Here is a 23,375-nt window from a genome sequence, read left to right as displayed (position 1 = left end):
ATCATGGGGCGGACCACACGCACTCGCCGCCCACCCAGGTGGACCGGACGGTGGTCCGGTGGATCTCGGAGCTCTCGACGGTGGTGATGTCCTGATCCAGCACCACGAAGTCCGCGAGCTGGCCGGGAGTCAGGCGGCCCTTGACGTGGGCCTCACCGGTGGCCGCGGCGGAACCGTGGGTGTAGACCCCGAGGGCATCGAGGACGTCCAGCCGCTGCTGCGGCCCGACGACGAGCCCGTCGGCGGATTCGCGGGTCACCATGCTCTGCAGGGCCACGAGCGGATCGATGGGCACGATCGGGTAGTCGGAGGACCCCGCCACCGCGATCCCGGCGTCGAGCATGGACCGGTGGGCGCAGGTGAACTGCGCGCGGTCCTCGCCGTAGTAGGTGGTGATCTGCCGGCCGTAGAAGTGGACGAAGGCCCCGAACGGGACCGGGGTGACGCCGGCCCGCTTGATGCGGTCGATGATGCCGGCGTCCACGATGCTGCAGTGCTCTATCCGGTGGTTCATGCGTGCCTCCGCCGGTTCCGGGGGCAGGGCTTCGGTGGCATCGAGGACCTTGCTGATCGCCAGGTCACCGTTGGCGTGGACGGCGGCGCGCAGACCGGCGTCGTGCACCTGCCGGAGCTGCTGTGTGAACTGCTCGTCGTCGAGGACCTGCAGGCCGTTCCCGGAGTCGCTCTCGCCGGGGTAGGGCCGGCTGCAGAGGCAGGTACCGCCGCCGAGGGCGCCGTCGAGCATCATCTTCACACCGGCGAACCGGAGGCGTGTGTCCGCGGGGGAGACCGGAGGTGAGGCCGGATCGAAGTAGCTGTGCCAGAGCAGCATGTTCACACGCGGCGTGAGCGTCCCGGCGTCGAGCGCCGCGCGGTACAGCTGCTCCTCCACGGGGGTGACGATGGCGTCGCAGTAGGACGTGATGCCCACCGCGTGCAGTTCGGCGTTGACCTCGGCCAGTGCGGCGGTCCGGGCGGACAGCTCGGTCGCGTCCACGATTTTGCCCCTGCCCGTGCCGGGTAGCCACTGGTCCAGCCAGGCGCGCTCGAACATCCAGCCGTTGAGCGAGCCATCCTCATCGGTCAGGAGCTGCCCGCCCGCAGGTGCATCCGCGGCGGTTCTGTAGCCCATCAGGTCGAGCGCGGCACTGTTGGCGACCGCGCGGTGGAAGCTGTACTGGATGAGCAGGATCGGCCGGTCGCCGGAGATGGAATCGAGGAAGGCCCGGTTGACGACGTCGGCCGTGAGCCGGCGGTCGTCGAGGGCGTGCCCGATCACCCAGGCGCCGTCGGGGACTGTCGCGGCCCGGGCGGTGACGGTCCGGCGCAGGTCGTCCGGGTGGTCCACCTCGGTGAGATCGAGCCTGGCGCGGGCCAGGGCGGCCTGCGAGACGTGGCAGTGGGCGTCGTTGAAGCCCGGAACCACGAGGGCGCCGTGCAGGCGGATCTGCTCGGCGTCCGGGTACTGCTCCTCCAGCAGCGCGAGGGTGCCGGTCGCAGCGATCCAGCCGTCACGGACCGCGAAGGCCTCCGGCTCCGTGCCGTCGAGGGCGATGATCCGCTCGGCGGTGAAGATCCGCACGGGATGCCCGGCGCCGTCCACCCTACGAGCCCGTGTAGTACCGGTCGGCCACCTCGAGTGCGGCGTCGAGGGCCTCGACGCCCTCCGCGATCTCCTCCGCGGAGGTGTTGCACGGCGGGACCACGTGGGTGCGGTTGAAGTGCGTGAAGGGCCAGAGGCCGTGCTTCTTGCACTCGGCGGCGAACTCGGTCATGGGCCGCGCGTCGTCGCCCGTTGCGTTGAACGGCACGAGCGGTTCGCGGGTCTCGCGGTCCCTTACCAGTTCCAGGGCCCAGAAGACGCCGAGCCCACGGACCTCGCCCACGCTGGGGTGGCGCTGGGCGAGCGCGCGCAGGGCCGGGCCGATGGTGTCCTGACCCAGGGAGCGGGCGTTCTCCACGATCCCCTCGTCGTGGAAGGCCGTGATCGAGGCGACGGCCGAGGCGCAGGCGAGCGGGTGCCCGGAGTAGGTCAGGCCGCCGGGGAAGGGCCGGTCGCGGAAGTACTCCGCGATGCTGTCGGAGATGACCACGCCGCCCAGGGGGACGTAGCCGGAGTTGACGCCCTTGGCGAAGGTGATCAGATCGGGTGTGATGTTCCACCGGTCGACGGCGAACCACTCACCGCACCGGCCGAATCCGGCCATGACCTCGTCGGCGATCATCATGATGCCGAACTCGTCGCACAGCGCCCGGACCCCGGACAGGTAGTCCTCCGGCGGCACCAGGATGCCGTTGGTCCCGACCACGGGCTCGAGGATGATGGCCGCGATGGTGTGCGCCCCCTCCACCGTGATGGTGTCGCGCAGGTGGGAGAGCGCGCGGTCGCACTCCTCCTCCTCGGTCGTGGCGAAGAACGCCGAGCGGTACAGGTAGGGGCCCCAGTAGTGCACGACGCCGGACATCGCCGGTTCCGAGGCCCAGCGGCGCGGATCCCCGGTCATCGTGATGGCTCCCGCGGTCGAGCCGTGGTAGCTGCGGTACGCGGCCATGACCTTGTGCCGTCCGGTGGAGAGCCGTGCCATGCGGACGGCGTTCTCCGTGGCCTCGGCCCCGCCGTTGGTGAAGAACACGGTGTTCAGATCTCCCGGCGCCACCTCGGCGATCAGGCGGGCCGCCTCGGAACGGGCGTCGTTGGCGAAGGCAGGCGCGATCGTCGCGAGTTTGCCGGCCTGCTCCTGGATCGCCGCCACGACCGCCGGGTGCTGGTGGCCCAGATTGAGGTTGACGAGCTGGGAGGAGAAGTCGAGGTACCGGGTGCCGTCGTAGTCCCAGAAGTAGGAGCCGCGGCCACCGGCGACGGGCAGCGGGTCGATTTGACCCTGGGCGGACCAGGAGTGGAATACGTGGGTCCGATCGAGGCGGCGTACCTCGGCACCGGCCTCCGGATCGGCCGAGATGTCAGTTGTCGATGTCATGGGGTTCTCCTGAGTACGGGACCACGAGCGGCTCGCGAGGGGCGGCCTCTTCCTGCCTCCGAGGATAGGTGCGAACCCCTACCACTACAATAGGTCGTTTGTTATGTTACATAAATGATCAACACGGTCGCGGTCCTGGGTGAGCGTCTCGAGAGCCGCACGGCCCGCGGCCTCGCGCAGGCCGTCACCAGGGCCGTCCGTGACGGAGTGCTGGATCCAGGCACGAAGCTGCCGGCGATCCGTGCCGTCGCGCGGGACCTCCAGCTCTCGCCCACGACGGTCAGCGCCGGCTGGTCGCTGCTGGCACGATCGGGCGCGATCGTCACCGACGGCCGTCGTGGCACCACGGTGGCCGAACCGCACACGGCATCCGACCGGTACCGGCAGGCGCTGGAGCATCCCACCCTGTTCAGCCTGGATCTGTCCACCGGTGTGCCGGACCCGCAGCTCCTGCCGCAGTTGGACAAGGCGCTGACCTCCGTCACGGGTGCCACGACGCCGAGCAGCTATCTCGATCCGCCCGTGGTACCGGAGCTGGTGGCTGCGCTCCGTGCGGACTGGCCCTATGCGGCGGAGGAGTTCGGTATCACCGATGGGGCCATGGACGCGGTGGATCTGGCCATCCAGTGCTTCTTCCGGTTCGGTGACCGGGTGATCGTGGAGCATCCCACCTTCCCGCTGCTGCTGGACCGGCTCGAGGCAGCCGGGGTGGAGGTGGTGGGTGTGCAGCTGGACGAGGAAGGCATGCTGGTGGAGTCGCTCGAGAAGGCGCTGGGCACTCCGGCCGTCGCCGTGATCCTGCAGCCCAGGGCCCAGAACCCCACCGGGGTCTCGCTCACGCGCCCACGAGCCCGTGTGCTGGGTGAGGTGCTCAGGGGCACCGGCACCCTGGTGATCGAGGACGACGCCGCAGGATCGGTGGCCTCGACGGCACCGCTGAGCCTCGGCGAGGTGGTGCCGGAGCAGACACTCCACATCCGCAGCTTCTCCAAGTCCCACGGACCCGATCTGCGGCTCGCCGCCGTCAGTGGATCGCGCAGCATGATCGGCGCGATGAACGCCCGGCGACAGCTCGGTCAGGGCTGGAGCAGCCGCCTGCTGCAGCGCATCCTGTTGGCGCTGCTCACCGACGATGCTGCCGTGACACAGGTGGCGACGGCGCGGCACGAGTACCAGCGACGGCGTGACGCCGTCATCGCGGCGCTCGCCGAGCACGACGTGGTGGTGGCGGGTAGCGACGGCATCAACCTCTGGGTGCCCGTCCTCGACGAGTCGGCAGCACTGGTCAGACTCGCGAGCCAGGGGATCGGCGCCACCCCGGGGACGCCGTTCCAGGTGCTGCCGGAGAAGAGCGGCCACATCCGGGTCACTGTCGCGACCGTGACCTCGGGAGTGGAGGAGCTTGCCGGGAACATTGCGATGGCGGCGAGAGCTGCCCGATGGACGGGTGGGCGCTGAAAGTCCACGTGGATTCCTTACCCCTAGATAAGGAATGTAACGAGGCGTAAGATTAGACAATGGTGCAAGCGAAATTGACGAGTAAGGGCCAGGTGACGATCCCGCTGGAAGTAAGGCGGGCGCTCGGGCTCGAAGCCGGTAGCAGGATCGATTTCGTCTTCTCGGCTGACGGCAGACTCGTCCTGGAGGTGGTCCGCACTTCGGTGGCGTCGTTGCAAGGTGTCCTGCGGCGGGACGGCGCGAACACTCTCTCCGTCGAGGCCATGGACGATGCTGTGCAGGAAGAAGCGCTGGCTCGGATGGCACTTACCGATTCCGAGGACCATTCATGATCGGCTTGGACACCAACGTCATAGTCCGCTTCCTCACTCAGGATGACTCCATTCAGTCGGCGCTCGCTGCCTCGCTCCTCGGCTCCCTCACCCCGGTCCAGCCCGGTTACATCAGTCCGGCGGTGCTGGTCGAGACCTACTGGGTGCTGAGGCGCGGGTACCGGCTTCCGGCGAAGGATGTCGTATCGGCGCTTCTGGCACTTGTATCGAGCGACGAGATCCTCGTGGAGCACGCGGACCTCGTGCGTACTGCGTTGCGACAGGCGCTCGAAGGGCATGACTTCGCCGACGCCTTGATAGCGCTCGACGGCGTCCGGCGGGGCTGCGAGTTCACTGCGACCTTCGATCGGCATGCTTCAGATCTCGAGGGTATGAAGCTCCTGGACAGTGCTTGAGCCTGACCGGTACGGCAGCCGATGCAGACGCTCGAGTGCACATGCCGGCCGGGTCAGGCACCACCACCGAGGACATCCACGTGCACGTGGTCCAGGTGCCGGAGGATCTCGTTCGCGGGGGCCGGCGCCTTATAGGGGTGCCACTGCCCCCGGGCGATGCGGGCGCTCCAGAACTGGTCGTCGAAGATCACGTACTGGATGTCCAGACTCCCGGCATGGGCCACCAGCCACTGCGCCAGGAGCCATCCTTCACGCTGATTCTCCTCGGTGATCGGCCGGAAGAAGACGTCGATCGCCCGGCCGTCGTAGTGGGTGGATTCCTCCCCGTGTCCCTGGCCGACGCCACCGGGTGCGAAGCCGCCCAGGCTCTGCTCACCGAACACCTCCACCATCGCCGTGCGTACCTGCTCGGCGCGGGGAGTGAGCCCGCTGTCGGTCAGCGCCTGCTCCGGCAGGTCCTCGGCGGTCTCACCTCGGCAGCTCAGCACCGGTCCGGGGCCCTCCGACGGACCGACGGCCAGCGCCTGCATCACTGCTTCATCGAGATCGGCGGTGTCCGGGGTCTCTACTCCGCGGGCCTGCAGCGCGGCCGCCGTCGTCGCACGTTCCGCCTCGGCCCGGTCGAGGCCGGTCTCACCATCCGGGGTCCGGACCACGCAGTCCGGCCTCGACAGAAGGGATCCGGCCTCGTTTCCCAGAGTGTCGATCGCGCTCGGTCGAAGCAGCACGAGGACTGTCGCGAGCACTGAGAGCACGAGGAGGAGGACCACCAGTCGCAGGGGGCGGTGCGGCGGGTTGCGGCGTCGGTTCGTCGACGTCGTCACGGCATGCATCCGTTCCCTCGGACGAGGACCTCGAGCCGATTGCCCATCCTCGCGCAAGGGAAAACCGGCCAGACCGATCGGCAGTTCGGGACGATGACCACTCCTTCTCGAGGTGCCTCGGATCTCCGCAGACCAGAGACAGGCACCGAAGGATCAATCGACGGCGGCACCCATTGGTTCCCGTAATGGCCGGTCTGTCGGAGAACTCACGGTGGTCCCTGCAGCTCAGGTGCTCGCGACTGCTGCCAGTACGACGACGGGGAGATCGGCGACGAGGTGAGCCACGATATTCACGGCCAGGCTTCGGCGCCAGAGGTAGAGTGCCCCCAGCGCGACGCTCAGCGGGAAGACGACGAAGACGGTGTGGGGCAGGCCCCACGCCCAATGTGTGAGCGTGAACAGGAGTGCGGGCACGAGCAGTACCAGCACGGTCGGCGCACGCAGGGCAGTGAGCGCGCCCATTGCCACAGCCCGGTAGACGACCTCCTCGGTCACCGCGGCGGTGAGCACCCCGACGACGGCGATACCGACGTCGAACTGTGCGGCGGTCTCGACGGTGCCTGTCTCGTAGCCGCCGATCCCAGCGGCACCGACACTCAGCAGGGGAACCGTGAGTGCGAGTCCTACCCCCGCTGCAAGTGCGAGCATCGTGTCCCGAAAGCTCAGGCGTTTCAGGCCGAGCGTTTCGGCCGGGGCGAGGCGACACCAGCCGATCGCGGCAAGGATCGCGATCACCCACATCGAGGCGAGAGCTACATACGTCCCCACCGGTCCGAGGCGACTCGCGAGCGGGGCCGAGGCGAGAGTCGTGACGAGGGCGGCGACGAGGCAGGTTGTCGCAAGGCCCACGAGGGCATAGCGCGATCGCGCCTGTGCTCCCGACGACTGTGGCATCTGCTCTCCAGCGCATCCGCAACGGCATTACTGGGTCGGATCAAGCGTGACCCCTTCAGGGCACCGGTAGCAATACCACCATCAGCACGGGCGGTAGGTCTTTCCGCCGGGTGCGTAGCAGCGTGGACCGGTGTACCCCGGGTACGGGTCCTGGGCTGCCGGGGGAGGCGGGGCTACGTACGGTTCGACGGGAGGGACGTAGGGCTCGGGTGCCGGCGGGAGATTGCGGATCCCCTCCTGCTCGGCGGCCGCCGCGGCTTCGGCTGCGAGGCGGTCGGCCTCGGCGCGCGCCTCTGCCTCAGCCATGACCCGCTCGGCCTCGATGCGGGCGGTCTCCACGGCGTCGGCCCTGACACGCTCGGCCTCGATCCGTTCTGCTTCCGCGAGTCTGGCAGCCTCCGCTTCGGCGGCTTCGGCGGCCTCTGCCTCTGCGCGGGCCTGGGCTTCCGCTTCCTCGAGAGCCGTGATCTCCGTGTTCACGGTAGCGAGTCGCCGCTGGCCGTCAGCGATCCGGATATCGAGGTCCCTCGCCATCGCCGCCGCTCGTGTGCCACCGAGAGCGAGGACGCGCACGGTGTCCTTGCCGGCATCGAGCGCCTCCCGCACGGCTTTGGCGGTGACCAGGGCAGCGGCGATCCCCGCTGCGGTCGAGGCGAGGGCAGTCCTCGTCTCGCCCATGGGAGCCTCGGTTGCGGCAGTCAGGGCCTCTCCGGCCTGCGTCGCTTCGGCAGGGAGTGTGCACTCCGCCATGGGATCCAGCAGGCCGACACCTGCCTCGGTCGCCTCGTTGTACGCAGCCTGGACGTCGTCGTAGTACTTGCTGTTCGGTTCGACGAGGAGGGGGACGCCCAGGCCCACCCGCGCGAGTTCGGCGTTGACGAGGGTCTGGTCCTCGACGAAGACGGCGGCGAGGACGCGGTCGTACCGGTCGGTGCGCTCGACGTCGAAGTCCAGCGCCACCTGGGTGCCGGGCGGCGTGAGTGACTCGAACTTCTCGGTGGCTTCCTGGCCGAGGCACTCGACCGGCTTGTCGGGGTGCTTGGTCTCGGGCGTGTCGACATTCAGCAGCCGGACCGTCTGGTCGGAGCCGTCGAAGGCGATGACGAGGGTGTCTCCGTCGATCACTCGCACCACGGTGCCCGGCTCGAACTCGGTTGCCGTCCCTCCTGACGACGTCGGGCCCGTGCAGGCTGTCAGGGTGGAGGCGAGGATCGTCGCGGTCAGGAGGGCAGCTGGTGCAATGCGGCGGAACTGAAGCAAATTGATCGGTCTTTTCTGCAGATATCAGGGGGATGACGGTGTACGCGGACCACACTCCACGGCTACCACTGGAATTCGAAGCATGTCTCGATGCTGCTGGAGGAGAAATTGCGGGCTCCGCGGATCGAATATATGCCTACTTCCTCGCCTGAGCCGACCTTCTCCCGGACGTCAGTTGGTGCTCAAAAGCGCGCAACTCTTCTGAAAGCATCGGTCCGGTCGATGCTGTCCTCACGGTCAAGGTGGTTTCATCCCGGGTAAGGCTGCCGTCGATACGCGCAAACCCTCGCGGTCTCCTCAAAAGCGTCTCCGGGTAACTTTTGTCGGTATCCAGAACTTCCTGGGCTATCGGCTCCTGCGCGCTTTGTGCAAGGGCCCTCCAGGCCTTGTGCCGTTTGATCTGCTCGGTGTGCGTCCTCGAGGCGACGGAGGGGTTGGTGGTCGGATTCTTCGCTTCCCGATGTGAGCACTGATCCCAGTGGAAAGACCCGACCGCGCGACGACTACAGCGACCTCCGGGGTCTTGCGGAAAACCTGCGCCAAAACTGAGACGCACTCGTCGGGGAGTGCTCGCTCCCATGTGAGCGGTGAACGATTCTCGGGTTCGTCGTCGACGGCAGTAGTGTTCGCGGGAAACAGCAGCATTGATCCTGGGGGCTTTCCATTTCTTCGCCATCACGTCCGCCTGCCCGCTCGACGTCGTCGAATCGCCGGCCGATCAGGCCGCTGACCGCCGTCGTCGCCGGTCTGGGGTTGTTCCTGATCGTTATCGGTCTCATCACTAGCGGCATCAGCGGTGCCTTGATCATGGCCGCGACCTTCGCGTTCTTCACCGGCCTCTACACGCTGCTGACCAATAGACCTTCCTGGGCTCGTCTCGGCGGTCGCCGGGCCGGCGGCATCACCGCGGGGGTGGCCGTCGTCGCTCTCCTGGTGGGTGGGGCGATCGCGCCGGCGGACGAGACTGTCCCCACCGCCGTTGCGGAACAGGCCTCCGAGGAGGCTGCGGAGCCGTCGGACGAGGCGAGCAGCGGACCGACCAGCACGCCGTCGCCCACACGGTCCGCAACACCGACTCCGAAGCCGACACCTACGCCGACGCCCTCCGCCACCGCCGGCACGACGCCGGACGTTGCACCACTCGATCCGGACGCTGTTGCCGAGGCGTCGGGGGATCCGTCCGCGCCGGCCAAGCAGCCCGAGGCCAATACCGAGGCGCTCGCGCTGCTGGAGACCCTGGCCGTCAAGGGCCGTGCTCCGAAGACGGGCTACGACCGCGAGGAGTTCGGCCGGGCCTGGCTCGACGTCGATCGCAATGGCTGCGATACCCGCAACGACATCCTCAACCGTGATCTCAGCGACATCGTCCACACGAACTCCGTGCCCTGCAAGGTCGAATCCGGTGTGCTGGACGATCCCTACACCGGAACCATCATCGATTTCCAGCGCGGACAGTCCACGAGCAGCGAGGTGCAGATCGACCACGTGGTGGCCCTGGCCGACGCCTGGCAGAAGGGCGCGCAGCAGTTGACCTTCGACCAGCGGGTGGCCTTCGCCAATGATCCGCTGAATCTGCAGGCCGCGGACGGCCCGGCGAACCAGCAGAAGGGCGCGGGCGACGCCGCCACCTGGCTGCCGCCGAACACCGGCTACCGCTGCGAGTACGTGGCGCGGCAGGTCTCGGTCAAGGCGACCTACACGCTCTGGGTCACCCAGGCCGAGCATGACGCCATGAAGCGGATCCTCTCCGATTGCAACGGGATCCTTGCCCCGACCAATCAGATGGCACCGTCGGTCGCGCAGCCGACAGAGGCCGCACCGCCGGCGCCGGCCCCGGCCCCAGCGCCCGCTCCTGCTCCGGCGCCTGCTCCGGCCCCAGCGCCCGCTCCTGCTCCGGCGCCTGCCCCAGCTCCCGCTCCCGCGCCGGTACCCGCTCCAGCACCTGCCGTGCCGGCGGCTCCTGCCCCCGCAGCTCCCTATTACCAGAACTGCGACGCGGTCCGTGCGGCCGGTGCAGCTCCGATCACAGCAGCCTCACCCGGGTTCCAGCCCAAGTTCGACCGCGACGGTGACGGCGTGGGCTGCGAATAGCGACAGCGATCCGACCGGTTGCGGACATCACGGCTTCCTCAGGACGAGCACCGGTTCGTCATCGGCGCAGCCCCCCGATGACGGATTATTGTCAGCTCATGAGAATCCCGCCGACGCTCTGCATGGTCGCGGTCCTCGTGACTGCGCTGGCAGGGTGCTCGGGAACGCAGGAGGCGTCGTCGGCGCTCAGTGAGGAGTCTTCGACCGACGGCGTTGCCGTATCTGACGCCTTTCCGGCGGGTGCTCGACTGGACTACCAGCTGGGCGGTGCGTACGAGCCCGCTACCGGTGTCCAGGTGGTGGTGCGCGACGTCTCGGATCCGCCTGCCGCGGATCTCTACTCCGTCTGCTATCTGAACGGGTTCCAGACGCAGCCGGAGGAATCGGCGTCCTGGGGCGCGGACGGGCTCGTACTGCTGGTCGACGGCGTACCGTTGGCCGATCCCGAATGGCCGGACGAGTTCCTGCTCGATACCTCGACGGCGGACCAGCGCACTGCGATCGCCGAGCGGATCGGCGTGGGTTTGCAGGAGTGTGCCGACAAGGGGTACGAGGCCGTGGAGCTGGACAATCTCGACTCTTACACCCGGTCCGACGGGCTCCTTACTCTCCCGGACAATCTGGAGCTCGCCGCCATGCTCGTGGAGCACAGCCACGACCTCGGGATGCTCGTGGGACAGAAGAACGCGGCCGAGGAGTCCGCCACGTTCAAGGACGTCGGGTTCGACTTCGCCGTGGCGGAGCAGTGTGTCGAGTTCGACGAGTGCGCGGACTACGCCGACGCCTACGGCACAGCGGTCCTGGGCATTGAATATCCGGAGGAGTCCGGAGTCGAGGACCCGTGTACGGCCCCGGACCGGCCGGAGTCCATGGTCCTGCGGGACAGGGACCTGACCAAGCCCGGTGACCGCGCGTACCTGTACCGGGCGTGCTGAGTAGGCCGAATCGGGGCTGCCAGGGCCATTGACGAATCGTCGGTGCATGGCCGCCGGCGGCAATCCGAGGACAGGAGCGCCTAGAGCAGCAGCCGATCCAGGGCCCACTGCCACCGGACAAGCTCCTGCTCCAGCCGTACCGACGGACCATGGCGGTCCTCCCGTAGGGCGTCGTACGCCACCCACTCCTCCGCCGTCAGCCGGGTGAGGACCGCGCGCGACGGCGACGGCTCCATACCCCAGCGGTCCCGGTGCTCCAGCAGCGTCTCCTCGTCCATGAGCACGCTGGCCACGTGCGGATGGAGGGATCTCAGCTGATCCAGGATGCGGAAGCCGTGCGTGTCCAGATCCCCCCAGTAGTCCACCCTGCAGGACCGCAACCACGCGGCATCCTGCAGGGCGGAGAAGCCGTATCCCTCACCGAAGAGGGCCAGGGTGCCGGGACTGTCCGGGAGCGAGAGGAAGTTGACCAGATTCTCCGTGACGACCACGCGCTCCATCGGGAGACCGAGTTCGGCGAAGGCCTCGGCGGTGACGGTGATGTCCCGGGCGCCGCCGAGTACCTCGAGGCCAGGATCGAGCAGCCGGAAACGGACGCGCTCGGGTGCCCGCAGGAAACCGTGGCGGGCCGCGAAGCGGGCAGTAGGCGTGCGTCCCGCTGTGCGGCGGGCGAGGGCGGGCAGCTCGTCGGAAGGAGTGGTCGAGGGATCCGATCCGGCGGGATCTGCCTGCAGCCCGGTCTGCAGCTCACCGGACGGCGTTGTCGCGGGATCCGGGTCGGCGGGCCCTGTCTGCAATGCGGTCACCATCTCGTCGATGGTCTGGCGGTGGCCCTCGACGAACTTCGTGTGCACGCCGGGGAGTCCGAGCTGGCGCACATGGATGCCCGGGTCCGGATGATCGCGCAGCCACACGGCCACCCGCGCGGCCGTCAGCGCGTCCTCGCCCGACTCCACGAGCCGGAGCGGCCGGGCGACGGCCCACACGCGGAGACCGGGGTCGAGCTCCGCGAGGCGCCGCGCCAGCTCGACGGCGCTCCGCGCGTCGCGGGTCTTGCCCACGAACGAGATCTCGTCGTCGACCGCCGCGAAGACGACCGCGGCGGGCACCTGATTGGCGCCGATGGTGGTGCTGCCGAGCTCCACGAATTCGACGTCGTAGGCTCCCGCGGCGGCGGTGAGCTCGCCCGCCCAGCGCCGGGCGGCGGGGTAGTGGTCGCGCAGCTCGGCGGCCGTGGGTTTCTTCAGCGCACGACGTCGGGGGTAGGTACCGGTGGGCTCCAGCACGTCGCGCAGGAGGGCGCCCCGGTCCCACGCCTTTTCGGACGCGGCCCGCAGATCGGCCAGCGTGGTCCACCGACCCGGTGCCTCAGCGGGCACGGCGCTCCTTCTCCTCGCGGTACTCCTCGATGGTCATGTTGCGCAGCTGCGAATCGTCACCGGCGGTATTGGCCACGAAGCCCACATGGGACACGTACGGCTCGATCACGTGGATCTTCTGCAGCGGGGTGACGATCAGCAGCTGCAGCTCCATGCGCTTGAACAGCTCCAGACCGTAGCGCGCCGACTCGTCCGAGCCGCGCCCGAAGGCCTCGTCGATCACCACGAACCGGAAGCTGCGGCCCACGGACCTGGAGCTCCGGGCACCGTTCCTCGCAGCGCCGAGGCCGAACTGGAAGGCGAGCGCCGCGGCGAGGATGGTGTAGGCGAGCTTCTCCTTCTGCCCGCCGGACTTCCCGCCCGAATCGGTGAAGTGCTCGAACTCCTCGCCGGTCTCCGTCCATTTCTCCGACGCCGAGAACGTGAACCAGTTCCGCACGTCGGTGACCCGCGCCGTCCACCGCTCGTCCAGGGCCGTGTATCCCTCGCGACCGCGGAAGCGCTCGATCAGGCGCGCCACCTGCAGGTACTTCTGCTCGGAGTACTGTTCGGTGTCCCCGAGACTGCCCTCCGAACACGCCCGCAGATCCGTCCCGAACTGGCGCACGTCGAGGTCGGACGTGCTCTGGTGCTCGAGCTGGATGTGGCGGCCCGGGTTGTAGTCGATGTCCGCCAGGGACGCGTTGATCTCGTCGATCCGGCCGACGATGTCCTGCCGGCGGCTGTCCAGGAAGGCGTTGAACGCCACCACCTCGTGGATGGTGTTCTGGTTCAGCGACTCCTTGAAGTGGGCCTCGAACCGCGGCAGGTCGTTGCTGGTCAGCTGATCGAGCATGCGGTCGTAGTCCGCGGACGCCTCGAGCGACGCGTCCAGGTCCGCGGTCTCCGTGGGGTAGGCGTTGCGGAAGTCCGCCATCTGCCGCACGGTGGACGCCGCGGCCGTCGCGATGCGCTTGGTCAGGGCGTCGATGGTCGCCGTGAGGACAGAACGCGCCGCGGTCTCCGTCGCGGCGGTGTTCCGGTACGTGAGCGACTTCCCGTCCAGGGTCTCGGACGCGAGGCGGGCGATAGCGGTGAGCACGGCGTCGTCGCCCGTCAGGGGAGTCGTGTCCAGGATCCCGCGGCACTCCGCGATGGTCTCCGCGATGTCGCGTGCGTCCTTCTCGTTGGCGCCGATGCGCTGCTGGAGCGTGGTGTTGCGCGTGTCCAGCTTCGCCAGGCGTACCTGCAGATCGGTCTCGGACCGGGTGAGCTGCTGCAGGACGTCGCTCGCCGCCTCCAGCTCGGCGCGTTCGGTGGTCAGGTCCGCGATCCTGCGGGAGGTGGACTGCCAGCCGATCTCGGCGAATCCCGTGACGGCGCGGACGGTTCCCAGGTGCTGGTTCTTCCGGCCCAGCTCACCGAGCGATGCGTTGAGCCGTGCCAGCCGGGCGTCGATCCCGGCGAGCCGACCCTGCAGCCCCTCACGCTCGGCGTGCAGCCGGGCCATCTTGTCGTGGTTGTCCCAGCCGAGCACGTAGTGACGGCGATCGCCGAGTCCCTGGCGATCATCCTTCTCGTGGCGTCCCCGGCCACCCTTGAGCTGACCTCCCAGCGTGAGGGCCTTGGGGTGACGCCGGAAGTCCTCCATGGTCTCGCAGCACACGTAGTCGAACCGGCTGGTCAGCTCGTCGAGCAGGAAGTCCCGCAGCGGCGTGCCCGCCTTGATGGCGATCTTCCCGGCGAGGGTGCCCGGGACGGCGGGCTGCGGCGCGTAGCTGCCGTTGATGCGCCGATACACGAGGCGCCCGCGCAGATCGTTGCCCTCCACCCACGCGCTGACAGCGCGGTAGTGCTCCTCCGGCACCAGCAGGGACAGGGCGAAGCCGCGCAACGTCCGCTCGGCCGCGCCCTCCCACGCGGCTTCGCCGTCGCGCACGCGCAGCAGCTCGCCCGCGTAGGGCAGCTCGGTCGCGGCGATGCCCGTGCCTTCGCAGAGTCTGCGCCGCATCTCGAGCTGGGCGAGGGGGAGCAGATCGGGTCGGGACTGCAGGGAGCCGAGCTCGACGTCGATGGTCTTCAGCTCGTCGGCGGTGCCGGAGCGTTCCACGCTCACGGCGGTCTGCTGGTCCTGCAGCTCCGTGGTTCGCTCCCGGAGCCCGGTCTCCACCTCGTCCAGTTGCGCCCGGTTGGCGTCGAACAGCACGCGGTCCTCGGGGATCCGGAGTCCGAGATCCTCGGCGGCGGTGCGGTAGTTCTCGAAGCGGGCCCGCTGTGCCCGTGCCTCCTCCTCCGACCGGGCGAGCTCCGCGTCGATCGCCGCCAGCCGTCCGCCCCCGTTGGTGCGGATGTCCTCCTGGATCCCCGAGAGCTCGTGCCGTGCTGCCGCGAGCTCCGCGCCCAGCAGAGCGCTGTCCTCCCGGTACCGGGTGGCCGTGCGGGCGAGCTCGTCCTGGTGCTCCAGGCTGAGGTCCAGCTGCTGCTGCGTGAACCACGGATGCAGCTGGTCCCGCTGGACGCGGGCGAGTCCGTCCTCCGAGCTCAGACGTGCGTGCAGGGCGGAGTGCTCGCGGATCGGCGTCAGCAGGGTTATCTGGTCCTTGGCCCGCAGGACGGCGTCGTGGGCGCGTTTCAAGTCGTCGAAGTGGTGGATCAGATTCGCGATCCGGGCGGCGACGTCGTCCTCCTCCAGCATGTTGGTCCGCACGAAGGACGTGATGTTCTCGACCTGCTTCATGGAGATGGTGCGGTGGAACAGGTCCATGGCCTGGTTGCCGCTGATCCCGAAGTGGCGCTTGAATGCTGCGGCATACGGGTCGAAGGAGTCGTGGACAGCCACACCCGCGCTGCGCAGCTTCCGCTTGAGCCTCGCGGGGTCCTGACCGAAGTCGGAGAAATCGGCGGCAATACTCTGGTCGGTCTCGGCGAGGGAGTAGAAGCGGGCGGGCTGACCCGCCTCCTGCGTGGCCCACAGTGTGATTGCGAGGGTCACGGTGGTGTCCAGCTGCGCGTTGTGGAACACCCCGAGCACCACGGAGAACGCGCCGGTGGAGCGCAGGGCCACGGGCTTCGAGTACTCGCCGCTGCTGCTGCGCGTGCTCTTGTGGAAGCCGCGCACGTAAGACATCAGGCTGCGCTCCTTCTTCTGCGCACCCGCTGCCTTGTTGTAGTCGATCCGGTTCGCCGGCAGCAGCAGCGTGGTGATGGCGTCCACCACCGTCGACTTGCCCGACCCGATGTCGCCGGTGAGCAGACTGTTGACGCCGTCGAGCGTGAAGGTCCTGACACCACCGTGGAAGGTGCCCCAGTTCAGCAGTTCGAGGCGCTGCAGGCGGAAGCCCGGCAGTGCGCCGCCGTCCTCCGCGGGATCGGGCAGGGTGAAGAGGCTGTCCTGGAGCTCAGTGCTCATCTGCTGCTCCCTCTGCTGGTGCCTGTGGTGCGTCGTCCGCTCGTGCCCCGCCGGTGAGCAGTGCGCGGTAGTCGGCGAGCCGTGCGTCGAACTCCTCGAGCCACTGCGCGTCGACGAAGGCCTTGAGGATCCGCATCACCTCGTATGTGCCCTGCTGCCCGCGCATCTTCCGGAGGAACCCCAGCTCCACGATCTTTTTGATGTCGGTGCCGAGCCGGTCGAGCACGCGGGCCTCGTTGCTGCTCTCCGGCAGGAACACCGAGACCATGTCGGCGATGTCCTCCTCCGTCATGACCAGGCGCAGCTCGCTGCTGTTCGTGTCGAACTCGAGCATCCGTCCGCGCAGCAGGGCCAGCAGCAGACTCACGGTGAAGGTGAGCTGCCGGCGCGGGATCAGGCGGGGCAGGGTGCCGTCGGCGTCCTGGCGGGAGCGGAGGAAGGCGTAACCCTCGGGCTCGTCGAGGATCAGCTCGAGACCGAGTACGGCCACGTAGTCCCGTACCTGGGAGGTCAGGGCCAGCAGGGCCTGCCAGGTCTTCTCGTCCGCCTCGGCGTAGACGACGCCCTTGAAGAGGCGGGTCACCACACCCGGGAGCTCGGGAGGTGTGGCGGAGTCGTGGTCGGGCGTGGACAGGGTCACGAGGGCCTCACGAAGATGATCCGGTCGATGGTCGCCTCGCGGATGCTGCCATCGGGCAGTGTCCAGGCGAGCTGTTCGGTGCTGTCCGCGGTCACGGACGCCCACGGCGACTCGGTGGCCAGCTGATAGTACGCCACGATCTCGGACAGTCCCTGGGAGAGCGGGAAGGCCGTGGTGATCTCCGCGAGCGTGACCTGGTCGGCGTCGTCGAGCAGCGCCTCGATGCGTGAGTTCAGGCGCTCGGTGTCCACGTGGAACTGGTCGAAGAGCGCACCGGCATCGACGTCGGCGTCGTCGGCGAGGTGGACGACGTCGTCCACGCTCACCCGGCTGCTGGGCTCGTAGAGCGGGCGCTCGAACGGCAGCGCGACCTCCACGGTGGGTGCATCGATGCTCAGGAAGGGGCCCGACGGCGGCCGGGTGCGGGTGGCGAGCGCGCGGCCCTCGACCCGCCGGATGAGCTGCATGATGCGCTTGTTCTCGAGGAACACCTTGTCGTCCAGCAGCCGGCGCATCTGCTGGGAGAGCTGCCGGACGGTCGCCTGGGTCTGCTCGACGGCGGGCAGCCAGTCCTGGTGCAGGGTCCCGAGCCCGCGGAGTTCCTCCCGTCCGGCCAGCGCGTCGATCTGCGTGGCCCGCTGCAGCAGATCCCGTAACTCCGTGCGGAGCTGCGGGGACATGAGATAGTCCCAGAACCCCTGGAAGGTGCGTCCCTGCAGGGAGCTCGTGATGCCCTGCTGGTTCGCGAAGATCGAGGCGAGCAGCTCGCCCTGCGTCCCCTCCCACGTGGTGATGTGCTCTCGTACCTCGCGGTCGAGGGTGCGGAAGTTCTGCTCGACCTCGCGGAAATCGGCGAGCAGATCCCTGGCGAGACCGGTGAGCTGCTGCAGATGATCCAAAGCCTCCGGTGCTCCCATGACGCTGACCTGACCGGTCTCCAGGCGCTGCATCTCGGCGTCGATCGCGTCCCGCTGCCGCCGGAGCTCGGTCAGGCGCACCTCCGGGTCCGTCTCCGAGCCCTGCACCAGCGCCTTGAGGACGGCGAAGATGCTGGTGAGCCGGGACTGCGTGGCCACGAAGGAGCGACCCTTGAGGGACTCCACCCAGCGGACCGCGTCCTCGGAGGTCGCGGTGAGGTCGTACCGCGGTTCGTCCTGGCCGGGCACGTAGTACTTGCGCAGCCACGCCTTCTCCGGCGCCGCCCAGTCGTCGAGGTAGTCGGCGGCAGAGCGCGGGAAGGCGTCCTCGCCGAGGCTCTCCCGCACACCGAACAGCACGTCGTCGAGCACGTCGACGATGTGCTGTCGCCCCAGGTTCCGCTGGTTCGGCTCGGTGAAGGCCGCCATGAACAGTGCGAGGGCCAGGGGCGCGTGCTGGGCACGCAGCAGCGACCATCCCGCGTGGTTCTCGCGCAACGACGCGATCCTGTGAAAATCCACTCATGCCCCAGGGTCTCTACGTGTCCGGTCTCCTCTCCATGGTAGGTCCCCGTGTATGAGCCCCTGAAGTCCGCGACGAGCTACAGGACGCTCTTCGGGAGGCGGTGGGTGGTCACCGCCCCAACAGGCGTCATGGGGTGCAGCGGGTCGGGATCACCACTGCCCGTCGGCCCGCCGAGCCGGCTGTGCCCGACGGCGCTCATCAGGGCATAGGCGTCACCCTGCTCCCAGCCACGATCCGTGACGAGGAAGTCGAACATGTCCTCGTACCCGCGCGTGATGCTCTCCTGGACGGGATCGCCGAGACCCACGAAGATCCACTCGTCGTCGGTCTCCACCCGCGGGGCACGCAGCTCCATGCCCTTGACGACGTCGACGCTCACCACGGCGATCCCCTCCGCCTCGATCGCGACGAAGGAGGACTCACCCTCGGCCATGATGGCGTGGATGTCCCCGATGGACAGATACGCGCCCTCCACCATCACCGGCAGATAGACGGTGGAGCCCGGCCTGCACTCCGTCAGATCCATGTTGCCGCCCTGGGAGTAGGAGGGCATCACGGTGGAGTTCACGCCGTTCGCAGGCGCCGTGCCGATGCAGCCGATCATCGGGCGGGGCTCGAGCACGTGCCGGTCCGTCACGTGGACACCCTGGGTATCGATGGGGACGCGGCGCGTGAACATCTCCGACCCCATCCGGTGCTGCAGTGCTCCGGTGCCGGGCAGGCTGACGGACCAGCCGCAGTCCTTGAGCCTGATCTCGTGGATGGTCACGGCCAGCGCGTCGCCCGGCTGGGCGCCCTCCACGTGGACGGGACCGGTGACGGGATTCAGCTGTGCCGTGAGCTTGCCCATGTCGCGGTGCTCGTGCAGCTGCGCGTACACCTCGTCACTCGTCTCGAAGCCGATGCGCTCACCCGTTCCGGGCTCGATCCGCAGGGCGGGTTCGGTGGTGGACGAGAAATTCGGCTGGCCGTGGGACTTGTCGAGGAAGTGGTCCATGGTGTCAGAGTCCTCCGCGTTCTCCGGTGGCGGGCACCGGTCGTTGGTCGTCGTCGGGCCCGCCGTCGGCGGCGTCCGACCCGAGCGCACCGGTGGTGCGGCCGGTCCTACGGTAGTAGGCGAAGACGACGGCGCCGATGATCAGCCAGACCACGCCGCCGATCTTGGCCTCGATGCTGGCGTTGAGGAGCACGTAGCCGATGATCAGGAAACCGATGACCGGCACCACCAGGTGCAGCAGGTAGTTGGTGGACTTCTGCCGCACCACGTAGTGCACGATCACCGACAGGTGCAGCAGCATGAATCCGAAGAGTGCGCCGAAGTTGACCAGGGCGGAGATGACGTCGATCTGGCCCACGAAGAAGAGCACGAGCACCGCGGAGATCGCCGAGACGGTCAGGATGGCGTACTGGGGTACCTTGCGGGTGTTGATCCTGCTCAGGAAGGTCGGCAGCTGACGATCCCGGCTCATCGAGTACAGCAGGCGCGAGGTGGCCGCCTGTGCTGCCATGGCGTTGGCGATCCCGAGGGCCAGGACGTTGACCACGAAGAACGCGGTGGCCCAGCCGCTGGAGGAGGCCGCCTCGACCAGCAGGAAGAAGGCGTTGCCCACCTCGTCGTCGCTGAAGGAGGCACGTCCCCCGGCGAGCAGGCTCGCGAACCAGGTCTGCACGATGAAGCAGAACGCCACGATCACCAGGGCGAGCAGCATGGCCTTGCCCGCCGCGTTGCGCTTGCCGGTGGACTCCTCGGCCATGGTGGAGATGCCGTCGAAGCCCAGGAAGCTGAGTACCGCGATGGACAGGGCCGAGGCGAGCAATGGCCCGGTGACCTTGCTCGAGTCCCAGATGGGAGCGCTGCTGAACTCCGCACCCGGGACGGTGCCGCCGTTGAGGGCGACGACGGCGAGGATCACGAAGATCACGACGAACACCACCTCGACGGCCAGGAAGACGCGGTTCATGATCTTGATGGAACTGATGCCCATCAGATTCACCACGGTGTTGATGGCGACGAAGATCAGTGCCCACACCCAGCGCGCGGAGCCGGGGAAGAGCCCGATCATGGACTCGGCCGCGAAGACGTAGAGGAGGGTCGGTACGAGGAGGTAGTCCAGGAGGATGGCCCAGCCCGCGAAGAAGCCGGCTGTCCGGTGGATGCCGCGTCCCACGTAGGAGAACACCGACCCGGCGAGCGGGATCGCCTTCGCCATCTGGCCGTAGGCGAGCGCGGTGAACAGCATCGCGACGAGCCCGATCAGGTAGACCAGCGGCACCATGCCCTCGGAGGCGTTGTAGACCGTGCCGAAGATGGCCCAGGGCGCTATGGGCACCATGAAGATGAGGCCGTAGATCAGCAGATCCACGGTGGAGACGGAGCGTTTGAGCTCCTGCTTGTAGCCATAGGCTTCGAGTTCCTGCTGGGCTGTGGACTCCTGGTCCGAGCGCGATGCGGCCATGGTGATCTTTCCGGTTGAAGGTGGGCAACATCATTGCGCAGAAATGGTTTTACGCCAAGACCTTTTACGGAGCTCCGTCATCTACCATGGAGGATGCCTCGATCGGAGTCCCCGCCGGACCAGGACGCTCGTCGTCGTCCGGACCATCTGGTGAGCCCCGCATCTGCGGTGGCGCCGCTGGCCTCCCCCCTGCGTGTGGCCGATCCCGGTCCCTCCCGCGGGGACGAGATCACCGATCGCCTCATCACGGCCATCGCGGTGGGTGAGTATCTTCCCGGCTCCCGGCTTCCCTCCGAGCGGGAGCTCGCCGCCGCTCTGCAGGTGGGCCGCACCACGGTGCGGGAGGCGATCTCACGACTGGTCGAGGCCGGGCTGCTGGTGACGCAGCGGGGCCGCACGGGAGGGTCCTTCGTCAGCAGCCAGTGGGAGGACTCCTCCCGGGACGCAGTCAGCCGGACCCTGCAGGCCAGGTGGGAGTCGATCAGGGAGCTGAGCGAGGCACTCTCCCTCCTCCACGGGGCGGTGGCGCGGGCCGCGGCGACGAACCACACGGCGGACGACGTCGACCTCCTGACGCAGCGACTGGCCGCGTTCCGTACCGCGGACTCGGGACATCCGTCGCAGCAGGCGGACGCCGCCCTGCACGCCGCCATCAGTGCTGCCGCCCACAATGCGGCGCTCGCCACCATCCTGGCCGAGCTGGAGCGCCGCCTGAGCGTGGCCTCGCCCGCTCATCCCTGGGGCCCGGTGGACCGGATGGCGGCGATGGAGGCGCGCTCGCTGGCCGATCACGAGACGCTGATCCACGCGATCTGCACGGGGGACGCCGTCACGGCGGAGGACGTGGCCCGGCACCACGTCCGGATCGACCTCGAGATCATGGAGGAAGCCCTGGAACGGCTGCTGTCCCAGGGGTGATGCCGGCCGTCGCGGCGGTCCGACGACACGGACGAGGAGCGGTCAGTCGGCCGGCCCTCGTCCACGACCGGTTCAGGCAGGGACCGTCATGGCGCTGCTGAGCCGGCCGTCCACCATGTTCACCGAGCCGTGCATCCGGGGGAGGTGGACGAGGTCGTGGGTGACGAGCAGGGTCGAGGTGTTCATCTCGCCCGTGAGCTGCAGGATCAGCTCGATGATGCTCGCTCCGCGCTCCTGGTCCAGGGCGCTGGTGGGCTCGTCGACCAGCAGGACGCTCGGTTCGTTCATGAGGGCCCGGGCGATGTTGACCCGCTGGCGCTGACCACCGGAGAGCTGGTGGGGCCGCTTGTCGGCCTGGTCGCCCATCCCGACGGCGTCGAGCAGCGTCGCTGCGCGTGCCGAGGCCTCCGCCCGGTGCTGCCTGCTGTTCAAGGCCCCGAGTTCGTTCATGACGGCCAGCTGCTCCTGCGAGGTCAGGGACGGGATGAGGTTCGACTGCTGGAAGACGATGCCGATCTTCGTGCGGCGGAGGTCGGTGGCCTCGGCGGGATCCATGGTCGCCGTGTCGACGTCGTCGATCATCACACGACCCGAGTCGGGGCGGATCAGCGTGGCGGCGACGGCGAGGAGACTGGACTTCCCGGAACCGCTGGGTCCGGTGATGCCCGTGACCGTGCCGGGATGGGCGGTGAGGGACACGTGGTCGACGGCGGTGATGCGGTTCTCGCCGTCGGGGAAGGTGAGGGTGACGTCATCGAGGTGGATCATCGGTTGCTCCCGAGTGCTGTGAGGGGGTCTGCGGAGGTGACTGAACGGAGCGCGAAGGCCGCTCCGGCGAGGCCCAGGGCGATCATGATCGCGGCGGGCAGCAGCGTGGTGAGGGGACTGAGGATGAAGGGCAGTGCCGATCCGAGGAGAAGGCCGAGGAGCACCACGATGCCCAGGCCGATCCCGATCCCGATGACCAGCACCACGAGCGCCTGGCCGAGGGCATCACGGACCAGCGACGCGGTGCTGGCGCCGAGGGCCTTGAGGACGGCGACGTCACCCTTGCGCTGCATGGTCCAGACGGTGAAGAACGCGCCGATGACCAGACCCGAGATGCCGAACAGCATGGCGACCATGAGCAGCAGCGAACCGATCTCCGACTTGAAGGCGCTCAGGGCCATCAGCGATCCGAGTGTGCCCTCCGAGACGGTGGCCTGGACGGTGTCGGCAGCCTCCCAGTCGGGGGAGCCGGTGACGGCGAGGACGGTGGCGAACGTGTCCGGGTTGCCCGTCGCATCGGAGTAGGACTGCCAGTCGCCGAGGGTCATCTGCACCACCGTGGTGTGGCTGTACCAGCGCTCGCCGTCGATCTTCTCCACGGTGTAGGTGGTTCCGGCGATGTCCACCTCCCCACCGACGGTGACACCGAGGTCATCGGCTGCGGTCCCGGACAGGCTGAGCAAGCCGTCGCCGGACGGGGAGGCCGGCTCGAATCCGGGCTGGACGCCGAAGACCGCGATGGCCGCCCGGTTGTCACCGGACTCGGCGCTGGTCTGGCTGATGCCGATCGGCTGCGCCGAGGACACCCCGTCCGTAGCGGCCCACCCCGCAGCCTGGTCCTCCGTGATCCTGGAGTCGGCGAAGGTGGGACTCCCCTCCTGATCATTGGACGGCGTGGAGAAGACCACGCGGTCGCCGGGCAGGTCGAGGACGGCCGAGATGTTCTGGTTGGCGAGTCCGCCGGTCAGACCACTGAGGAAACCGACGAGGACGGTGATGAGGCCGACGACGGCCCCGATGAGGACGAAGCGGCCCCGGGCGAAGCGCAGATCGCGTAACGCGACGAACATGGTGTTTTCCTTTCATGTCACCGGAGGAGATGACACCCTCAACTCTGCCGATCCGCGCTGCGGGACACATCGGCCGCCAGAACGTCCTCGCGGCTCCGAAGGGAGGGTCCGGGAGTCGTCCTTTCGGAGGATGGGAGGGTCGAGTG

The 23,375-nt window shown here is 68.3% G+C and carries 19 protein-coding genes; 6 read left to right on the top strand and 13 right to left on the bottom strand.

The window, feature by feature from the left end; translation table 11 throughout:
• Window position 1: 1 nt before the first annotated feature.
• Window positions 2–1,603 (bottom strand): amidohydrolase, encoded by a 1,602-nt coding sequence (locus Q0747_RS12720; protein ID WP_298255201.1) that lies wholly within the window; start codon window positions 1,601–1,603, stop codon window positions 2–4.
• 1 nt (window position 1,604) lies between these two features.
• Window positions 1,605–2,978 (bottom strand): aspartate aminotransferase family protein, encoded by a 1,374-nt coding sequence (locus Q0747_RS12715; protein WP_298255199.1) that lies wholly within the window; start codon window positions 2,976–2,978, stop codon window positions 1,605–1,607.
• Window positions 2,979–3,092: 114 nt separating this feature from the next.
• Here Q0747_RS12715 and Q0747_RS12710 point away from each other — a divergent pair, with 114 nt between their 5' ends.
• The 3 genes from Q0747_RS12710 to Q0747_RS12700 are packed head-to-tail and all read left to right on the top strand — an operon-like array spanning window position 3,093 to window position 5,163.
• On the top strand, window positions 3,093–4,436 hold the full coding sequence (locus tag Q0747_RS12710; RefSeq protein ID WP_298255197.1) for a PLP-dependent aminotransferase family protein: 1,344 nt from the start codon (window positions 3,093–3,095) through the stop codon (window positions 4,434–4,436).
• Between the two features lie 59 nt (window positions 4,437–4,495).
• The gene (locus Q0747_RS12705; protein WP_298255195.1) at window positions 4,496–4,768 is read left to right on the top strand and encodes an AbrB/MazE/SpoVT family DNA-binding domain-containing protein; all 273 of its coding nucleotides are present in this window, start codon (window positions 4,496–4,498) and stop codon (window positions 4,766–4,768) included.
• Window positions 4,765–5,163: a PIN domain-containing protein gene (locus tag Q0747_RS12700; protein WP_298255193.1), complete on the top strand. Its 399-nt coding sequence runs from the start codon at window positions 4,765–4,767 to the stop codon at window positions 5,161–5,163. The genes Q0747_RS12705 and Q0747_RS12700 overlap by 4 nt, the downstream gene beginning before the upstream one ends.
• A 53-nt stretch (window positions 5,164–5,216) precedes the next feature.
• On the opposite strand, the gene Q0747_RS12695 is transcribed toward Q0747_RS12700, so the two are convergent.
• The 3 genes from Q0747_RS12695 to Q0747_RS12685 all read right to left on the bottom strand — a co-directional run bounded on the left by Q0747_RS12695 (window position 5,217) and on the right by Q0747_RS12685 (window position 8,141).
• Window positions 5,217–5,987, bottom strand: coding sequence for a hypothetical protein (locus Q0747_RS12695; protein WP_298255191.1), 771 nt, complete (start codon window positions 5,985–5,987; stop codon window positions 5,217–5,219).
• Between the two features lie 225 nt (window positions 5,988–6,212).
• Complete coding sequence (locus Q0747_RS12690; protein WP_298255189.1) at window positions 6,213–6,881, bottom strand: CPBP family intramembrane glutamic endopeptidase; 669 nt, start codon at window positions 6,879–6,881, stop codon at window positions 6,213–6,215.
• A gap of 81 nt (window positions 6,882–6,962) precedes the next feature.
• A complete protein-coding gene (locus Q0747_RS12685) occupies window positions 6,963–8,141 on the bottom strand; it encodes a thermonuclease family protein (RefSeq protein WP_298255187.1) in 1,179 nt (392 codons plus the stop codon).
• A gap of 753 nt (window positions 8,142–8,894) precedes the next feature.
• On the opposite strand from Q0747_RS12685, the gene Q0747_RS12680 reads away from it, so the two are divergent.
• Both Q0747_RS12680 and Q0747_RS12675 read left to right on the top strand, forming a co-directional pair.
• Complete coding sequence (locus Q0747_RS12680) at window positions 8,895–10,232, top strand: DUF1524 domain-containing protein (protein WP_367277719.1); 1,338 nt, start codon at window positions 8,895–8,897, stop codon at window positions 10,230–10,232.
• Window positions 10,233–10,330: 98 nt separating this feature from the next.
• Window positions 10,331–11,167, top strand: a complete 837-nt coding sequence (locus Q0747_RS12675) for an endo alpha-1,4 polygalactosaminidase (RefSeq protein ID WP_298255185.1) — start codon at window positions 10,331–10,333, stop codon at window positions 11,165–11,167.
• 80 nt (window positions 11,168–11,247) lie between these two features.
• Here Q0747_RS12675 and Q0747_RS12670 read toward each other — a convergent pair whose 3' ends face one another.
• From Q0747_RS12670 to Q0747_RS12645, 6 genes are all read right to left on the bottom strand, one after another.
• The gene (locus Q0747_RS12670; protein WP_298255183.1) at window positions 11,248–12,546 is read right to left on the bottom strand and encodes a Wadjet anti-phage system protein JetD domain-containing protein; all 1,299 of its coding nucleotides are present in this window, start codon (window positions 12,544–12,546) and stop codon (window positions 11,248–11,250) included.
• Window positions 12,536–15,934 carry an ATP-binding protein gene (locus Q0747_RS12665; protein ID WP_298255180.1) on the bottom strand — a complete coding sequence of 1,133 codons (3,399 nt, stop codon included), beginning with the start codon at window positions 15,932–15,934 and terminating at the stop codon, window positions 12,536–12,538. The genes Q0747_RS12670 and Q0747_RS12665 overlap by 11 nt, the downstream gene beginning before the upstream one ends.
• Window positions 15,924–16,574, bottom strand: a complete 651-nt coding sequence (locus Q0747_RS12660) for a DUF4194 domain-containing protein (protein WP_298255178.1) — start codon at window positions 16,572–16,574, stop codon at window positions 15,924–15,926. Before Q0747_RS12660 ends, Q0747_RS12665 begins: the two co-directional genes overlap by 11 nt.
• A complete protein-coding gene (locus Q0747_RS12655; RefSeq protein WP_298255176.1) occupies window positions 16,571–17,989 on the bottom strand; it encodes a DUF3375 domain-containing protein in 1,419 nt (472 codons plus the stop codon). Before Q0747_RS12655 ends, Q0747_RS12660 begins: the two co-directional genes overlap by 4 nt.
• A 104-nt stretch (window positions 17,990–18,093) precedes the next feature.
• On the bottom strand, window positions 18,094–19,014 hold the full coding sequence (locus tag Q0747_RS12650) for an acetamidase/formamidase family protein (RefSeq protein ID WP_298255174.1): 921 nt from the start codon (window positions 19,012–19,014) through the stop codon (window positions 18,094–18,096).
• Between the two features lie 4 nt (window positions 19,015–19,018).
• The gene (locus tag Q0747_RS12645; protein WP_298255172.1) at window positions 19,019–20,473 is read right to left on the bottom strand and encodes an APC family permease; all 1,455 of its coding nucleotides are present in this window, start codon (window positions 20,471–20,473) and stop codon (window positions 19,019–19,021) included.
• 150 nt (window positions 20,474–20,623) lie between these two features.
• On the opposite strand from Q0747_RS12645, the gene Q0747_RS12640 reads away from it, so the two are divergent.
• On the top strand, window positions 20,624–21,391 hold the full coding sequence (locus Q0747_RS12640; RefSeq protein ID WP_298255170.1) for a FadR/GntR family transcriptional regulator: 768 nt from the start codon (window positions 20,624–20,626) through the stop codon (window positions 21,389–21,391).
• Between the two features lie 72 nt (window positions 21,392–21,463).
• On the opposite strand, the gene Q0747_RS12635 is transcribed toward Q0747_RS12640, so the two are convergent.
• Complete coding sequence (locus Q0747_RS12635; RefSeq protein ID WP_298255168.1) at window positions 21,464–22,159, bottom strand: ABC transporter ATP-binding protein; 696 nt, start codon at window positions 22,157–22,159, stop codon at window positions 21,464–21,466.
• On the bottom strand, window positions 22,156–23,229 hold the full coding sequence (locus tag Q0747_RS12630) for an FtsX-like permease family protein (protein WP_298255166.1): 1,074 nt from the start codon (window positions 23,227–23,229) through the stop codon (window positions 22,156–22,158). The genes Q0747_RS12635 and Q0747_RS12630 overlap by 4 nt, the downstream gene beginning before the upstream one ends.
• Between the last annotated feature and the right edge of the window lie 146 nt (window positions 23,230–23,375).

Source organism: uncultured Arthrobacter sp. (genome assembly GCF_947493765.1).
In the GTDB taxonomy this organism is placed as follows: domain Bacteria; phylum Actinomycetota; class Actinomycetes; order Actinomycetales; family Micrococcaceae; genus Arthrobacter_D.
Note: the sequence above shows the minus strand (reverse complement) of the source record. Positions and strands in the feature narration are given on the sequence as shown.

What these genes read in the sequence shown, in the direction of transcription:
- Q0747_RS12715 (WP_298255199.1), bottom strand. Translation starts at nt 2,978, where the DNA reads ATGACATCGACAACTGACATCTCGGCCGATCCGGAGGCCGGTGCCGAG.
- Q0747_RS12710 (WP_298255197.1), top strand. Translation starts at nt 3,093, where the DNA reads ATGATCAACACGGTCGCGGTCCTGGGTGAGCGTCTCGAGAGCCGCACG.
- Q0747_RS12705 (WP_298255195.1), top strand. Translation starts at nt 4,496, where the DNA reads ATGGTGCAAGCGAAATTGACGAGTAAGGGCCAGGTGACGATCCCGCTG.
- Q0747_RS12700 (WP_298255193.1), top strand. Translation starts at nt 4,765, where the DNA reads ATGATCGGCTTGGACACCAACGTCATAGTCCGCTTCCTCACTCAGGAT.
- Q0747_RS12690 (WP_298255189.1), bottom strand. Translation starts at nt 6,881, where the DNA reads ATGCCACAGTCGTCGGGAGCACAGGCGCGATCGCGCTATGCCCTCGTG.
- Q0747_RS12675 (WP_298255185.1), top strand. Translation starts at nt 10,331, where the DNA reads ATGAGAATCCCGCCGACGCTCTGCATGGTCGCGGTCCTCGTGACTGCG.
- Q0747_RS12665 (WP_298255180.1), bottom strand. Translation starts at nt 15,934, where the DNA reads ATGAGCACTGAGCTCCAGGACAGCCTCTTCACCCTGCCCGATCCCGCG.
- Q0747_RS12650 (WP_298255174.1), bottom strand. Translation starts at nt 19,014, where the DNA reads ATGGACCACTTCCTCGACAAGTCCCACGGCCAGCCGAATTTCTCGTCC.
- Q0747_RS12645 (WP_298255172.1), bottom strand. Translation starts at nt 20,473, where the DNA reads ATGGCCGCATCGCGCTCGGACCAGGAGTCCACAGCCCAGCAGGAACTC.
- Q0747_RS12635 (WP_298255168.1), bottom strand. Translation starts at nt 22,159, where the DNA reads ATGATCCACCTCGATGACGTCACCCTCACCTTCCCCGACGGCGAGAAC.
- Q0747_RS12630 (WP_298255166.1), bottom strand. Translation starts at nt 23,229, where the DNA reads ATGTTCGTCGCGTTACGCGATCTGCGCTTCGCCCGGGGCCGCTTCGTC.